A 16057-nucleotide genomic window follows, 5' to 3' on the forward strand; every position below is an offset into this window, starting at 1 on the left:
TAAAAGATATCAAACAGCCTTATGGGATTTACACTTTTAATTGTAATCATTGTTTTAGCCTTAGTATTTGATTATATCAATGGATTTCACGATGCAGCCAATTCTATTGCTACGGTTGTTTCTACGAAGGTATTAACACCATTTCAAGCCGTTGTTTGGGCAGCGTTTTTCAATTTCCTTGCCTATTGGATATTCAGTCTAAATGTTGCGGATACAGTAGCTAAAACAGCTGATACCATGAATATTAATCTAATAGTAATTCTTGCAGGTGTACTTGCGGCAATTGCTTGGAACTTATTCACTTGGTGGTTTGGAATCCCATCTAGCTCTTCTCATACTCTGATTGGGGGCTTTGCAGGCGCTGCAGTAGCGCATGGCGGTTTAGATGTGATAAACCTTGGTGTTATTGGTAAAGTTGCTTCATTCATTGTCTTAGCACCAATTATCGGTATGTTTATGGCTTATGTCATTACTGTAATCATAGTAAATATTTGCCGATATGCCAATCCATCACGAGCTGAGTGGTGGTTTAAAAAATTACAATTAGTTTCTTCCGCTTTATTTAGTCTCGGACACGGTGGTAATGATGCCCAAAAAGTAATGGGAATCATTGCTGCGGCGATTATCGTTTACCTTAAAGATAATCCAGGTGAAGTAAGCACAATGGCTCATTGGCTACAGGTTAGCTATACCGTTGTAGGTGGGAAAGTTAAAATTAACCATATCCCTGAATGGATTCCTATCGCATGTTATACCGCTATCGCAGTAGGAACAATGAGTGGTGGTTGGAAGATTGTTAAAACTATGGGGACTAAAATCACTAAGGTTACTCCATTAGAGGGTGTTGCGGCAGAAACAGCAGGTGCCATCACTCTATTCATGACAGAGCACTTTAAAATACCTGTTTCTACCACACATACTATTACTGGTGCAATTATCGGAGTGGGATTAAGCAAGCGTATCTCTGCCGTTAGATGGGGTATAACAATTAGTCTAATGTGGGCATGGATTTTAACAATTCCTGTGTCAGCAGCACTAGCAGCTACTCTTTATTATATAATAAGCTTATTCTTTTAAAGATTTATTTGAATTTATTTTTGGACATCCGATTATTTTGAAAGGGTCTGAATACGCATATCCTTAAATTCAATTCTAGATAATTCTCTTAGCTTTCCTGCCGTAAATAGGCTATCGTATTTAGATATTACGGTAAGGGAGTCATTTAAGGGCATTTGATAATTGATGTAATCTTGGAAAATTACACCGCCCACATTATGGGTTTTAATAACTTCTCTAAATCTATTTCCTCCAGCACTGTAGGCAAAATGATCCATGCTATAATCACTAACATCAAACCAATAATAATAAACGTCGTTATGGTCGGCACCACCTTCTTTTTGATCAAAGGAAATTTCTAATTTATGATAGCTTTTATCTTTGATTTTTACCTCATCGATATACTTTTTAATAACTGAAGCATCGTTCAATTTTAGTGGTAAATACAAAAAATATACTACAGCATTTAAAGATTGAGAATATTTTGAGACGTCCTTAGCATCTAAATTAAGTTCTTTACCATTTAACGTCCTTTTAAACCCTTGATTGTCAAGAATATCGTGAACCATTCCGGTAGAATCTGAGAAATTACGCTCATAACGAAACTTCCCTTCATTTTGCATGATTTTGAATTTTACATCTCTAAAAGTAAATTCAAGGCTAGCATTTTTAAGCTTATCCATCTGATAAAAGCTAATACTCTTGTCAATAATTTGTTGTGGATCTCGAGAATTTGAACAAGATGAGATTATAAAAATAACAGTAAGGAAAAGAATAAACGTAAATGACTGTCTCATATTAAAATTTATTATTGATTAAAAAAGAATTAATAATGCTAAAACAGCATATTATAAAGCTATAAAACAAAATTAAGCAAAATTATACCCTGCATTAAATTCAAATCATAAATTACAAACAAACAAAAATGCCTTTCAGTTTTAGCTGAAAGGCATTTCAATATGTTTTAAATTATTAAACTAATAATCTTACAGGCTCTTCAAGCAATGCTTTTAAGGTTTGTAAGAATGCAGAACCAGTTGCACCATCAACTACACGATGATCACAGCTAAGCGTAACTTTCATTACATTTCCTGGAACAACAGCACCATTCTTAACAACCGGCACCTGTTGGATCCCTCCAACTGCTAAAATACAAGCATCTGGCGGATTGATAATCGCGGTAAATTCGTCAATTCCAAACATACCTAGATTTGAAATGGTAAATGTTGAACCTTCCCAATCTGATGGTTGTAATTTTTTAGATTTAGCACGCTGAGCAAAGTCTTTTACTTCTGCAGAGATGTGTGAAAGTGATTTTCCATCAGCAAAACGCACCACTGGAACCAATAAACCATCTTCTACAGCCACGGCAACACCAATATTAACGTGTTCATTATAGCGGATTTTATCTCCTAACCATGATGAATTCACATTCGGATGCTGCTTTAAAGCTACTGCAACCGCTTTAAGCACCATATCATTAAATGAGATTTTCGCAGCCGAAAATTCATTGATTTTGGTACGTGCTTTCATCGCACTATCCATATCGATAGACATGGTTAGATAAAAATGAGGGGCAGTAAATAAACTCTCAGAAAGACGCTTAGCAATTACTTTACGCATCTGAGAAACTGGCTTCTCTGTATATTTTTCTTCCCCAATAAATTGTGGAATTGCTGCTGCTTGCGTTTCTACAGCTTTAGATTCAACTGGAGCTGCCGCTTTTTGAGCACCTAGGTTAAATCCTTCAATATCTTTTTTAACGATTCTTCCACCTTCAGCGCTTCCCTTTACTTGAGATAAATCTATACCCTTATCCTTCGCGATTTTACGCGCTAAAGGAGAGGCTTTCAAACGTGAACCTGAGTCGGATTGAACTTCTTGCTTAGCAGCAGCTACTGGAGCAGCTTTAGCTTCCGAACTCACTGGAGCAACAGCAGCGCTCGCTTGTGCCTTTGGAGCTGAGTTAAGAAAAGGAGTAACATCTGTTCCCTCTTTACCAACAATTGCAATAATATCATTAACCTTTGCTGCTTGACCCTTTTCAACACCCACATAAAGAAGTGTTCCATCAGCATAGCCAATCACTTCCATGGTTGCTTTATCGGTTTCCACATCAGCAAGCGCATCATCACTTTTAACTTTGTCACCAACTTTCTTATGCCATTCAGCAATAACACCTTCAGTCATGGTATCGCTTAAAAGAGGCATACGAATAATGGTAGCACCTAAAGCCTCAGCATCCGCATCACTGCTTGCTGGAGCTTCAGAGCTAGTGGCAGCCGGTTTAGCTTCTGCAGCACTAGGCTCAGGACTACTATTTTGCGCTGGAGCAGCACTTAAAAGAGCTTGAAAATCTTCACCAGGCTGACCTAAAATTGCAATTACTGAATCTACAGGCGCTGCCTCACCTTCCTTCGCACCTATATATAATAATGTTCCTTCTTGAAAGGACTCAAAATCCATTGTTGCTTTGTCGGTTTCAATTTCAGCAACTAAATCACCCGAACCAACTTTATCACCAACTTTTTTATGCCACTTTGCGATCACACCTTCTGTCATCGTATCGCTCATTTTCGGCATTTTTACTACTTCAGCCATTATTATTTGATTAGTATTTTATAAAAAGTTTAGATTAATCGCGGATAAATGGATAGTCAGATTGAACGTACACATCTTCATATAATTCAGATGCATCAGGCCATGGAGATTCTTCAGAAAACCTTACTGATTCGTCAACAATTGCCTTTACTTTTTCATTAATCTGGTCAAACCATGCTTCATTAGCATATTTTTTCTCTTCTATTGTAGCTCTTACCACTTCAATAGGATCCTTAGCCTTATAAGTTTCAACCTCTTCTTTGGTTCTATATTTAGCCGGATCAGACATCGAATGTCCTTTATAACGATAGGTTCTAGCTTCTAAGAAAGTAGGACCATCGCCTCTTCTAGCTCTTTGAACTGCCTCATCCATCGCATTATGCACAGCTACTGGATCCATTCCATCAACTGGCGCACATGGCATATCAAAACCTAATCCGATTTTGTAAATATCAACCATGTTAGTAGTACGAGCTACTGAAGTTCCCATCGCATAACCATTGTTCTCACAAACAAAAATTACTGGTAACTTCCATAACATCGCCATATTAAAGGTTTCGTTAAGTGCCCCCTGACGAACAGCACCATCACCCATATAACATACACAAACATTGGTAGTTCCATTATATTTTTCAGCAAATGCAATACCGGCGCCCAAAGGAATCTGTCCACCTACAATTCCATGTCCGCCGAAAAATTTCTTTTCCTTGCTAAACATGTGCATCGAACCGCCTTTACCTTTAGAACATCCGGTTGCTTTTCCGTATAGTTCAGCCATAATTTCATTTGCACCCATGCCTCTAGCCAAAGCATGCGCATGATCACGATAAGCTGTAATCATAGAATCGTCTGGTCCAAGAACCGACATAGCACCAGCCATTACAGCTTCCTGACCAATATACAAATGGCAAAATCCTCTGATTTTTTGCTGCCCGTAAAGTTGTCCCGCCTTCTCTTCAAACTTGCGCATCAAAAGCATTGACTCGTACCACTGAAGATAGGTTTCTTTCGTAATTTCTATTGAACTCATTCGTAATCGTATGTGTAATTCTTTTTTAGCCCTATTAGGGTCAGCAAATCTAACCATATCTTACCAAAAAAAGAATAGTAAAGCGTATTGTTTGTACTGTTTATCTATATTTTTATTTCATATCTATCTATAAACTATGTCATTAAATTGACAATTAAGCACTTCGCCTTGCTTTAGGTCACAAAATTTCGTATATTTGTAACATTCTGGAAATATAAAGCGTATAAATCAGTTCATTCAGTTTATCTTTAAAAACTAGAAAACATTTACAATATGGGTAAAAAGGTTATTTTACTTTTTCTATTAATCGTTTCAATAGTGTCTGTACAGGCACAAACCAATACAAAGGAGCAAAAACCTGCCACTCAGGTAGAAGATCCTGATAACTTGGCAAAAGAATATTTCTCTCAAATTATGGGTGTTGCACTTTCTGCTACATCTAACTTAAAATTATATGAATTTGTTTACGACTGGATAGGAACTCCTTATCGCTTAGGTGGTGGAACAAAAAAAGGTATTGATTGCTCAGGATTTGCTTTTGAATTATACAATAAAGTATTTAGTACTCTTATTGGAAGTAATTCAAGAAATATATTTAGCATGGTAAATCCAATTAATAAAGAAGAATTAAAAGAAGGAGATCTAGTATTCTTCAAAATTGGAAGTCGCTCAATTACCCACATGGGCGTTTACATGGGAAATAATAAATTTGCTCATGCTTCAAGCAGCAAAGGTGTGATGATCAGTGATTTAGATGAAGCTTATTGGAGACGTTACTACTACAAAGGCGGCCGATTGCTTGCCAAACTTAGAGAATAATAAAATTAAAATATTTTTGAAAAGCGTCGTTAACGATGCTTTTTTTATGCCCCAAGGTTTTAGAAATTTCAAATTAAAGCATTTGAACAAAAATCATGTTTTCTAAAAAATAGCATTATTTGATTCAAAAAAGCTGATTTGATAAATATTCTTCCTATCTTTAATAGATTAAAAAGAAAAAAACTTAACTATTATGTACGGAACTTATATTTTCTTATTCATTGCTCTCGTTATTTTATTTAGCTCCTTTGTAACGGTTAGACAAGGGACAATCGCGGTAATCACCATTTTTGGTAAGTATAGAAGACTCCTAAAACCGGGCTTAAGTCTCAAAATTCCATTAATAGAGGTTATTCACTCTCGCGTATCTATTCAAAATCGTGCCGTAGAACTTGAATTTCAAGCGGTAACCGTTGATCAAGCAAATGTGTACTTTAAAGCCATGGTGCTTTATTCAGTAAACAATCCTGATGAAGAAACTATCAAGAATGTGGCCTTTAAATTTATCAACGAGCAAAACCTAATGCAGGCACTTATTCGTACCATTGAGGGTACTATACGTGCTTTTGTTGCAAGCAAAAGACAAGCAGAGGTTTTGAGTCTGAGAAAAGACATTGTGGATCACGTAAAAGATCAATTAGATAATGTTCTAGAGTCTTGGGGTTATCATTTACAAGATCTTCAAATAAACGACATTACCTTTGATGAAGTAATTTTAACCTCTATGAGTCGTGTGGTGGCTTCTAACAACCTAAAAGCTGCAGCAGAAAACGAGGGACAAGCTTTATTAATTACCAAAACTAAAGCTGCTGAAGCAGATGGTAATGCGATTAAAATTGCTGCTAATGCTGAACGTGAGGCTGCGCAATTACGCGGACAAGGTATTGCACTTTTCCGTGAGGAGGTTGCAAAAGGTATGACGCATGCAGCAAAAGAAATGCAAACCGCAGATTTAGACACTTCAGTAATTCTATTTACTATGTGGACTGAAGCCATCAAGCATTTTGCTGAGAATGGCAAAGGAAATGTGATTTTCTTGGATGGTTCATCAGATGGTATGAAACGTACCATGGAGCAAATGATGAGCATCAATATCATGGACACTCAAGACAAGAAAAAAGCATAATTACTGAGTATATTATTTAAAAAAGCTTTAATCTAGCCCCCAATTCAAACCAATTAATTGGAATGAGTTGGGGGTTTTTTTGAATGCGGCTTTAGCAATTTCTTTGAGGCTTAAACGAAAGTGAAAGGTTTAAAGCTATTTATCCCTATTGAAGAATACTCAAAAGCAATTAAGATAAAGCATTAAACCCAGCTAAAAAATACCAAACAAAGAGCCCCGGTATTACCGGGGCTTTCATTATTTTATTTGGATAAAATCGGCCATGATTTGCAATCCTTCATCGCGGATAAAGTCGATATCTTCCTTGGCTTTACTTTCTCCCTTCTTTAGAGGTACCAAACCTTTAGCAGCTCGCTTCTTATTTTCACGAGCTAATGATTTTGCCTCCTGCTCTTCACGATCCTTCTTGAGTTTAGCCTCATTTAAGGTGATAGATGTTTCTGCATCACGCTTAGCAAATTCAGCAATATCTTCTTGAAGATCTTTGAATTCAGATGATGCTTTCATTCGCTCCTGATGTAATGCAAGTAATTTTGCTTTAACTGTAGTTAAATTAGCAACAGGTGTAAAAATACTAGGCTGAACAGTATCAAAAACTAAAGCTCGTGGCTCGGAGCTCTCTCCATATTTATCTTTAGGAAATACCGTTGGGAACTCAATATCAGGAACCACACCCTTATGCTGGGTGCTACTACCATTTACACGATAAAATTTAGCCATGGTTAAATTAATCTGACCAAATTCAGGCGCATTGCTTGAACTTATCTTTTCTCCTTTATTATTATTAACCGTTTGCAATCCTTTGAGCATGATTTTATCACTAGTGCTGATAATTCGAGACATATCAATACCTTGTTGTACGGTGCCCTTACCATACGACTGATTACCAATAATCACACCTCTGCCATAATCTTGAATTGCACCTGCAAAAATTTCGGATGCTGAAGCACTAAAGCGATCAATGAAAACACCTAATGGACCATCCCAAGCAATTGACTCATCCTCATCTTCGTTCACTTCTACTCGGTTTCTACGATCACGAACTTGAACTACCGGACCAGATTTGATGAACAATCCAGTAAGCGTAATTGCCTCTGGAAGTGAGCCACCACCATTACTTCTCAAATCAAGAACAACAGCATCTACTTTTTCTCTTTTTAAAGTGTCTAATAAAAGTTTTACATCACGAGTGGTGCTTTTGTAATTTGGATCACCTGCCTGTAAAGCCTTAAAATCAGCATAAAACGCTGGTAATTGTATGATTCCAATTTTATATGATTTACCACCTTGATTTATGGTTTTAATGATCTTTTTCGCTGATTGATCTTCAAGTACCACCTTATCTCTCATCAATTCAATGATTTTAGGTGTAGATGATAATTCTTGTCCCGCAGGAATCACCTTTAAACGAACAACTGTACCTTTTGGCCCTTTAATTTTTGTTACAGTAACATCTAATCGCCAGCCAATCACATCCACAAATTCACCATCCTTACCCTGCGCAACAGCAATTATTCGATCATTTGCCTGTAAAGCCTTCGATTTGAATGCCGGTCCCCCAGGTATAATTTCAGCAATTTTAACCACCTCATTCTCCAATTGCAATCTAGCTCCGATACCTTCAAATGTACGAGCCAAATCTTCATTAAATTCTTGAGCCCTATTGGGAACAAAATAACTTGTATGGGGATCTACAGTCCCAGTAAAAGCATTCATGAAAATCTGGAAAACATCCTGATGATTGAACTTTGTAGACTGTGATATTAAATTTTCGTAGCGCTTTTTAAGGGTTTCTTTAATTTTTGATTGATCGGTGCCAGTAATCTTCAAGTTAAGCATTTCGTATTTAATACGCTTTGACCAAAGGCTATTTGACTCGGCTTCCGTCTTTAACCATGGAAGTTTTTCGCGGTCATAAGTATAACTATCATTACTAGTGAAACTGAAATCCTTTTCAATTTCCTTTAGTGCAAAGTTAACGCGATCATTATAACGCTTTTGATAAACATTGAAGATGTAAAAAGCCACGCTCAAATCGCCATCACGTAAATCATCATCTAAGTTTAATCGGTATTTCTCGAACTCAGTAATATCACTTTGTAAAAAATAAGTTTTACCACCATCTAAGGCCTTCAAATACTCATCAAATACAATAGATGAAAAATTATCATCAATAACTACTTTATGATAATGGAAATTCTCCATTAATTCTACCAATGACTTAGCAATAACTGATTGTTGCTTATCAGGCTGTAAATCGCCATCTGCTACAATTATATTTACTCTTGGATCGGCCTGGCAGGATAAAGCTGCAACAATAAAAAGGGCCAGACATAATCTCTTTAACATTTCTTTAACTGATTTTAATTTCATCGTAGATTTAAGATATCCAATTTGATACCAAATTTAAACTTTAAGTATTGCAATATTCAAATACAAAGGCAAAGCTTGTAACATGTTTATGTAATATTCACAATTTATGTTGAATATATTCAAAATACATGATTATTAAGCATAATTGAGATTAACAATTTATTGAACTGAGCCTAAATATTCCTGTTCCAATTGCTTAAACTGCAATAAAGCTAGATTTGAAGCATTCAAATTACCTAATTTACCATATAACTCAAAAAGGTCTTTCTTTATTTCAATTAATTGAAACTTATATTGATTTTTTACTGACAATTGCTCGGCTTCCTGGATATCATTTAGAGCTAATTGCCAATCGCCAATTGCCATTTTGACATGTGCCAAATTGATTAATGAGTTTACTATACTTTCTGAATGCCCTATTTTCCGAGCGAGCAAATTAGATTGGATGTAAAACCATTTGGCTTCAGAAAACCTCTTCTGACTTTTATAATTAAATGCCAGTTGATCATAGCATTTTATAGCACCAATTTTATCATTCAACTTATAATATAATAATGGCAAAGCCTTCCTCATCACCAAGTTTTCAGCATCCTTAAAATTATTCTGACTAGTAAATATTTGGGAAAGTAATAGATAAGTATCCGCCAAGCTAACATTATTCTGACTTCTTAAAGAAAGATCCACCAAGGTATTGCCTAATTTAACTGCATTGAAATAATCGCCCATAAAAGCATGAATACGCATCATACTTTGATGGTTTTTAATCACATCAGCATTGTTTTTTAGTGTAGAATTAATGGCTAAAGCTTCGCTAAAAAGATTCAGAGACTCATTCATGTCTCCATTCAAGGCGGTATGTATTCCGTAGGAGTGTATCGCACTAGCTTCTACTTTACGATCACATAAATTCCTATAAAGAAAGATAAGCTGCTCGTATGCGCTAAGCGAATCGCTTTTAAAAGAACCTGAATAAATACCAGCAGATACGGGGAAAATAAGTGGCGGACTATCTGATGCTTTGAGTTGTTTCTTCAAAGACAAAGTATTTTCAATTTTTTTTAGCTGATTAAAAATTTCACTAGGATTTATTTTTTCTTTAGTCTCTAATGAATAAAGTCTCTGTAATTTGGGGATTATACTCCAATTAACCGAATCAATACTTGAAGAAATTGGCTTTGAAAAAGACAAAAATGAAAAGTTAAAGACCAAAAACAGGAATAATAAAAATCTGTTGAAGCGCATTCGAAATCTGAATAAAATATATTTTAAAATATAAACATAGTGATTTCATGAGTTTTTTGAATAATAAAATAGAGATAACATTCTATTATCCATCAAATGAAAAGGAAGCAAGATAAAAATGTGAAAATCTAATTTAAAGATTAAAAAAAGCTCAAAAAATCGATACATTAGAACAGGCAAAAAAAGCTTAAAAATTATAACATCAATTGGCAACCATTCCTCCATTGGCCGAACGTATGCGCCCAGAAACGCTTGACGATTATGTTGGACAAAAACATTTAGTCGGCAAAGAAGCCATTCTACGTGTGGCCATTGAAAGTGGACGCTTGCCTTCTTTAATACTATGGGGGCCGCCAGGAGTTGGAAAAACTACGCTTGCTTTTATCATCTCTAGACAGCTCAAGCGACCTTTTTTTAGTCTAAGTGCTATCAATTCTGGGGTTAAAGACATTCGTGAGGTGATTGAGAAAGCTGCCTTACTGAAAGAGGAAAATGAAAACCTTCCAATTTTGTTTATTGATGAAATTCACCGTTTTTCAAAATCCCAACAAGATTCTTTATTAGGTGCAGTAGAAAGAGGATTAGTGACACTGATCGGTGCCACCACAGAGAACCCATCCTTCGAAGTAATTTCGGCGCTACTTTCGCGAAGTCAGGTTTATATCTTACAAAATTTAAAAGAAGAAGACCTTCTGGAGCTTTTAAATAAAGCAATTGCAGAAGACCCTTTTTTAAAGGAGAAAAAAGTTGTCATTGATGAGCATGAGGCTTTATTACGCCTTTCGGGAGGTGATGCTAGAAAGCTTCTAAATGTTCTTGAACTAGTTGTTAATGCCATCAATAAAGATGAGGTTATTATTAGCAATGAGCTGGTAATGAAGCATGTGCAACAAAACATGGCCATGTATGATAAAGCAGGGGAGCAACATTATGATATCATTTCGGCATTCATTAAATCCATAAGAGGAAGTGATCCCAATGCAGCGGTTTACTGGTTGGCACGAATGATTGCTGGTGGTGAAGATCCATTATTTATTGCCCGAAGATTAGTCATTTTAGCTTCTGAAGATATTGGCAATGCAAACCCCAATGCACTCCTGCTTGCTAATAATTGCTTTCAAGCTGTAAATGTGATTGGCTGGCCCGAATCAAGAATTATTTTGTCTCAAGCGGTTACCTACCTTGCATCTTCTGCAAAAAGCAATGCAAGCTACGAAGCCATCAATAAAGCCCAAGAATTAGTCGCGAGAACCGGCGACCAATCCGTACCCCTCCATTTACGAAACGCACCCACCAAACTGATGAAAAACATTGGCTATGGGAAAGAGTATGAATATTCACACCAATTCGAAAATAATTTTTCGCAACAAGAATATCTGCCCGAAAATATCAGTGGAACACTTTTATACAATCCCGGAAAAAATATGGCCGAAGAAAAAATACGTGAACATTTAAAATCCCTTTGGAAAGGAAAGTATAAATATTAATTTTAAATTAAATTATTTTCTTATTTTTAGATATGACTTTAACCTTCTTAAACCATCAAATTAAGGCTTTTTGGCGCTCAAAAAATACCGGTAAAAGTATTGCCATGCGCATTTTTATGGCAATATTGATAATCTATCTTTTACTGAATGTATTAGTAGTCGCATTTTTCATGGATACCATTCTAGAAAAAACCTTTCCTAATCAGGATAGCATCCAAACATTCAATAGTTTTATTATCTATTATTTTTTATTGGATTTATTATGGCGTTTCCAATTGCAGGAACTTCCAACACTCGCTGTGAGACCCTATTTACACTTGCGCCTCAAAAAAAATCAAATAATAAATTATCTATCTATTACTTCTTTAGGAAGCACATTTAACATCACCCCTCTTCTTTTAAGTATGCCCTTTTTAATAAAAGTGCTTATCCCTACACATGGCTTTCTAGTGTTTGGAGCTTATGTATTGAGCATTTTGGGATTAACGCTTACAAACCACTTTTTTAGTATGTGGATTAAAAGAAAAGTAAACCTAAATGCCATTTGGATGCTTGTTTTCTTAGGTACGCTCTTACTTTTTGTCTTATTAGACTTTCAATTTAAACTCTTCTCAATTTCAGCACTATCGGCGCAGATTTTTGGCCAATTATTAAGCATACCATCCATTAGCTTAATCTTTCTAGTACTAGCAGTACTTATTTTTTTAATGAATTTCAGGTATTTGAAAAGCAATTTATACCTGGAAGAACTCAGCAAGGCTAGTGTTTCGCATAAATCGAGTACCGAAATTCCTTATTTGGGAAGATTTGGATTATCTGGCGATTTAGCAGCCAACGAGCTTAAGCTTATTCTCAGGAATAAAAGACCTCGATCAGTGATTATGACGAGCATTTTATTCATGTTTTACGGACTCATCTTTTATAACAGACCTGATCTAAGCGACTACCCTATTCTCTTTTGTGGGATGTTCATGACAGGAATATTTATCATTAATTACGGCCAATTTATGTTTAGTTGGCAAAGTGCCCATTTTGATGGAATTCTAGTCAGCAAGGTTAGTATCAGAGAGTTTTTCAAAGCCAAATTTTTACTGTTTACGCTATTCTCATCCATCACTTTCCTTCTCACCACACCTTATGTTTATTTTGGGTGGAGAGTGTTACTGATTCACTTTGTCATGCTCATTTGGAACCTAGGAGTAAATACTGTTTTGGTTTTATTTTTTGCCAATCAGAATTATAAAAGAATTGACCTGAGTAAAGGTTCAGCATTCAATTGGGAGGGCGTTGGAGCATCACAATGGATTTTGTCCTTACCTCTTTTAATAACACCATTTATCGTATACTTTCCATTTAGTTATATGGACTATCCGGATGCAGGAATAGCATTTATCGGCATCACGGGATTACTTTTTATTATTAGCAGAGAGTTTTGGTTGAACTTATTAATCAAACAATTTCAAAATAAACGTTTTACAATTGCAGAAGGATTTAGAAATAAATAATATGATTGAGATTCAGGATTTAAAAAAGGGATATTACGGTGTAAATGTTGTAAATATCCCACAATTAAGCATCAAAAAAGGCGAATCAATTGGTTTAGTTGGAAATAATGGTGCCGGAAAAACAACATTATTTCGGATGATGCTCGACCTCATTAGACCCGATGCAGGAGAGGTTTTATCTCATGAAAAAAATGTGGCCTCAAATGAAGAATGGAAAGAGTACACCGCATCTTATTTGGATGAAGGTTTTTTGATTGATTACCTAACTCCAGAAGAATACTTTCATTTTATTGGAGGATTGCACAATAAAAACAAGGCTCAAATAGATACTGAATTAGAAAACTTTAGTGATTTCTTCAATTCTGAGATTTTAGATCGAGGAAAATATATCCGCGATCTTTCCAAAGGAAACCAGACGAAGGTAGGCGTGGCAGCATGCTTAATTCAGAACCCACAGCTATTGATGTTGGATGAACCCTTCGCAAATATTGATCCAAGTACTCAAATTCGATTAAAAAACCTCATTAAAGACTTAAATAAAGAGAAGCAAATTACCTGCCTTATCTCGAGTCATGATTTAAATCACGTTACTGAAGTTTGTGATCGCATTCTTTTAATGGAAAAAGGTAAAATCATAAAAGATATCGCAACTAATTCTAATACACTTCAAGAACTTGAAGAATACTTTTCTGTATTATCTTAGCATCCTACAGAAATAAAAGGAAATGGATTTAAACCTGAAGGGAAAAAGAGCATTAGTATGCGGAAGCAGCCAAGGAATTGGTAAAGCTAGCGCGATAGAGCTCGCATTGATGGGTGCCAATGTGTGCCTGCTTGCCAGAAATGAGGACGCTTTAAAAAAGGTTTTAAAAGAATTAGCCCTTCAAGAAGGTCAAAAACATGAGATTTTAATCGCAGATTTTAGCAATCCGGAGCAATTAAGAACCGTGCTAAACGATTATCTAAAAGATAAAAATGTAGATGTTTTAATCAATAATACTGGCGGTCCGGCAGGCGGACAAGCCATTGATGCCAGCACTGATCAATTTATCAGTGCATTTAATATGCACTTGATTTGTAATCAAATTCTTGTTCAAGCAATAGTCCCAGGCATGAAGAAAAACGCTTTTGGCCGAATCATCAATATTATTTCAACCTCTGTTAAAACACCATTAAAAGGCTTGGGTGTATCAAATACCATTCGAGGTGCTGTTGCCAGCTGGGCAAAAACATTAGCTCTTGAGCTTGGCCCCTATGGCATTACAGTTAATAATGTGTTACCGGGTTTTACTATGACTGGGCGACTAGAATTTCTGATTAATTCGATAGCTGAAAAAGAAGGTAAAAGTTTCGAAGCTGTAAAAAGTGAGATGATTGGCACTATTCCCGCAGGAAGAATTGCAGATGCTTCAGAAGTTGCGGCAGCCATTGCCTTTCTTGCTAGTCCCGCAGCATCTTACATCAACGGAATTAATGTTCCTGTTGATGGTGGGAAGACGCAATCCCTTTAGGATAACAGTTAGCGGTCAAACTAAACAGACACACGTTCAAAATAAAGTAAATGGACAGGGAAAAACTAAAATTTCCGATTGGTAAGTTTGACAAACCATCAAAAATCACCAAAGATATTTTAAAAATGTGGGTATCTGACATTTCAACATTCCCTAAAAGACTTTCAAGCGAAGTTCTTAACTTGACTGACACGCAACTTGACACGCAATACAGACCTGGAGGTTGGACATTGAGACAAGTAGTTCACCATTGTGCCGACAGCCATATGAACAGTTTGACTCGTTTAAAACTTGCATTGACAGAAGACCAACCAATAATAAAACCATATTTTGAAGAACGCTGGGCTGAACTTCTTGATACTAAAAGTATGCCCATTGAACCTTCATTGAAAATGATAGAAGGGATACACGAAAGATGGACAGTTTTATTAAACAATTTGACAGACGAACAATACAGAAAAATTTTTATTCATCCAGAACACGGAAAAACCTTTAGAGTTGACGAGAATATAGGTGTTTATGCCTGGCATTGTAACCATCATCTCGCTCACATAACTGAAACAAAAAAGCGATTTAATTGGGAATAAGAAATAGTACTAACGAACAAAAAGAGGCGTCTCTTCGCAAATCTTTGAACCGATTAAAACTCACCCTAAACAATTTTTAGCAAAGTAATTACTGAAAAGGCTACAAAAAAAAGCCCCTCCAATTTCTTGGAGGGGCTTTTTAATGATTTTAATTTTAATTACTTAGCTGGTGCAGCAACAACCTCACCCTTTACATAAATAACTTTAGTAGGAGTTTTTGCATTTGAGGTAATTGTTAAACCTTTGCTGAAAAACGACATTGCAGCAGCATTATAAGTTACAGTAATTGTACCAGTCTGACCTTTTAATATCGGTGTATTGGTATATTTTGGAACTGTACATCCACAAACACTAGCAATATTGCTGATAATTAATGGCTCATCACCAATATTTGTAAACTTAAAATCTACAGTAACTGGCTTTCCTTGAGGAATTTTACCGAAGTCGTGAGTTTCTGTTACAAACTTGAATTCGGCTTTATTTTGAGCCTTTACTGCTGATACAGACGCAAATAAGAAAAATACGCTGCAAAGAATGATTAACTTTTTCATATTCTATTAGTTTTAATTATAATTCTGCTATTCAATATTTAGCTGAATCGATGTAAAAACAGATTTAATTTATATTACAAAATTAAACATTTTACCGGATTTTAACTGGATAAAAAAAAATGTAACTCAAAAATTACTCTAAAATGTATAAAAAAGGCTTCTTACGAAG

14 protein-coding genes are annotated in these 16057 nt (G+C 35.7%); 8 read left to right on the top strand and 6 right to left on the bottom strand.

Going from position 1 to position 16057, the window contains the following annotated elements; translation table 11 throughout:
- The first annotated feature begins 21 nt into the window (after positions 1-21).
- Entirely contained in the window at positions 22-1077 is a 1056-nt protein-coding gene (locus tag QZ136_RS10150) for an inorganic phosphate transporter (protein ID WP_291403081.1), read from the top strand.
- A gap of 32 nt (positions 1078-1109) precedes the next feature.
- On the opposite strand, the gene QZ136_RS10155 is transcribed toward QZ136_RS10150, so the two are convergent.
- From QZ136_RS10155 to pdhA, 3 genes are all read right to left on the bottom strand, one after another.
- Positions 1110-1853, bottom strand: a complete 744-nt coding sequence (locus tag QZ136_RS10155; RefSeq protein WP_363245192.1) for a DUF6503 family protein — start codon at positions 1851-1853, stop codon at positions 1110-1112.
- Positions 1854-2028: 175 nt separating this feature from the next.
- A complete protein-coding gene (locus tag QZ136_RS10160; RefSeq protein ID WP_291403085.1) occupies positions 2029-3657 on the bottom strand; it encodes a pyruvate dehydrogenase complex dihydrolipoamide acetyltransferase in 1629 nt (542 codons plus the stop codon).
- A 34-nt stretch (positions 3658-3691) separates the two neighbouring features.
- Complete coding sequence (pdhA, locus tag QZ136_RS10165; RefSeq protein WP_291403087.1) at positions 3692-4687, bottom strand: pyruvate dehydrogenase (acetyl-transferring) E1 component subunit alpha; 996 nt, start codon at positions 4685-4687, stop codon at positions 3692-3694.
- Positions 4688-4960: 273 nt separating this feature from the next.
- On the opposite strand from pdhA, the gene QZ136_RS10170 reads away from it, so the two are divergent.
- Together QZ136_RS10170 and QZ136_RS10175 are read left to right on the top strand one after the other, a co-directional pair.
- Positions 4961-5506, top strand: a complete 546-nt coding sequence (locus tag QZ136_RS10170; protein WP_291403089.1) for an NlpC/P60 family protein — start codon at positions 4961-4963, stop codon at positions 5504-5506.
- A gap of 193 nt (positions 5507-5699) precedes the next feature.
- Positions 5700-6632, top strand: coding sequence for an SPFH domain-containing protein (locus QZ136_RS10175; RefSeq protein ID WP_291403091.1), 933 nt, complete (start codon positions 5700-5702; stop codon positions 6630-6632).
- 237 nt (positions 6633-6869) lie between these two features.
- Here the strand turns inward: QZ136_RS10175 and QZ136_RS10180 are convergent, their stop codons facing one another.
- Entirely contained in the window at positions 6870-9005 is a 2136-nt protein-coding gene (locus tag QZ136_RS10180; RefSeq protein WP_291403093.1) for a carboxy terminal-processing peptidase, read from the bottom strand.
- Between the two features lie 159 nt (positions 9006-9164).
- Positions 9165-10040 (bottom strand): hypothetical protein, encoded by an 876-nt coding sequence (locus QZ136_RS10185; protein WP_291403095.1) that lies wholly within the window; start codon positions 10038-10040, stop codon positions 9165-9167.
- A gap of 413 nt (positions 10041-10453) precedes the next feature.
- Here QZ136_RS10185 and QZ136_RS10190 point away from each other — a divergent pair, with 413 nt between their 5' ends.
- Genes QZ136_RS10190 through QZ136_RS10210 form a run of 5 tightly spaced genes read left to right on the top strand, consistent with a single transcriptional unit; the run spans position 10454 to position 15337 of the window.
- Entirely contained in the window at positions 10454-11734 is a 1281-nt protein-coding gene (locus QZ136_RS10190; protein ID WP_291403097.1) for a replication-associated recombination protein A, read from the top strand.
- A gap of 32 nt (positions 11735-11766) precedes the next feature.
- Entirely contained in the window at positions 11767-13239 is a 1473-nt protein-coding gene (locus QZ136_RS10195) for a DUF5687 family protein (RefSeq protein ID WP_291403099.1), read from the top strand.
- A 1-nt stretch (position 13240) separates the two neighbouring features.
- Entirely contained in the window at positions 13241-13942 is a 702-nt protein-coding gene (locus QZ136_RS10200; RefSeq protein WP_291403101.1) for an ABC transporter ATP-binding protein, read from the top strand.
- Between the two features lie 22 nt (positions 13943-13964).
- On the top strand, positions 13965-14750 hold the full coding sequence (locus QZ136_RS10205) for an SDR family oxidoreductase (protein ID WP_291403103.1): 786 nt from the start codon (positions 13965-13967) through the stop codon (positions 14748-14750).
- A 50-nt stretch (positions 14751-14800) separates the two neighbouring features.
- On the top strand, positions 14801-15337 hold the full coding sequence (locus tag QZ136_RS10210; protein WP_291403105.1) for a YfiT family bacillithiol transferase: 537 nt from the start codon (positions 14801-14803) through the stop codon (positions 15335-15337).
- A gap of 158 nt (positions 15338-15495) precedes the next feature.
- On the opposite strand, the gene QZ136_RS10215 is transcribed toward QZ136_RS10210, so the two are convergent.
- Positions 15496-15888 (bottom strand): DUF1573 domain-containing protein, encoded by a 393-nt coding sequence (locus QZ136_RS10215; RefSeq protein ID WP_291403107.1) that lies wholly within the window; start codon positions 15886-15888, stop codon positions 15496-15498.
- Positions 15889-16057 lie beyond the last annotated feature (169 nt).

This window comes from Daejeonella sp. (assembly GCF_017495225.1).
Lineage (GTDB): Bacteria > Bacteroidota > Bacteroidia > Sphingobacteriales > Sphingobacteriaceae > Daejeonella.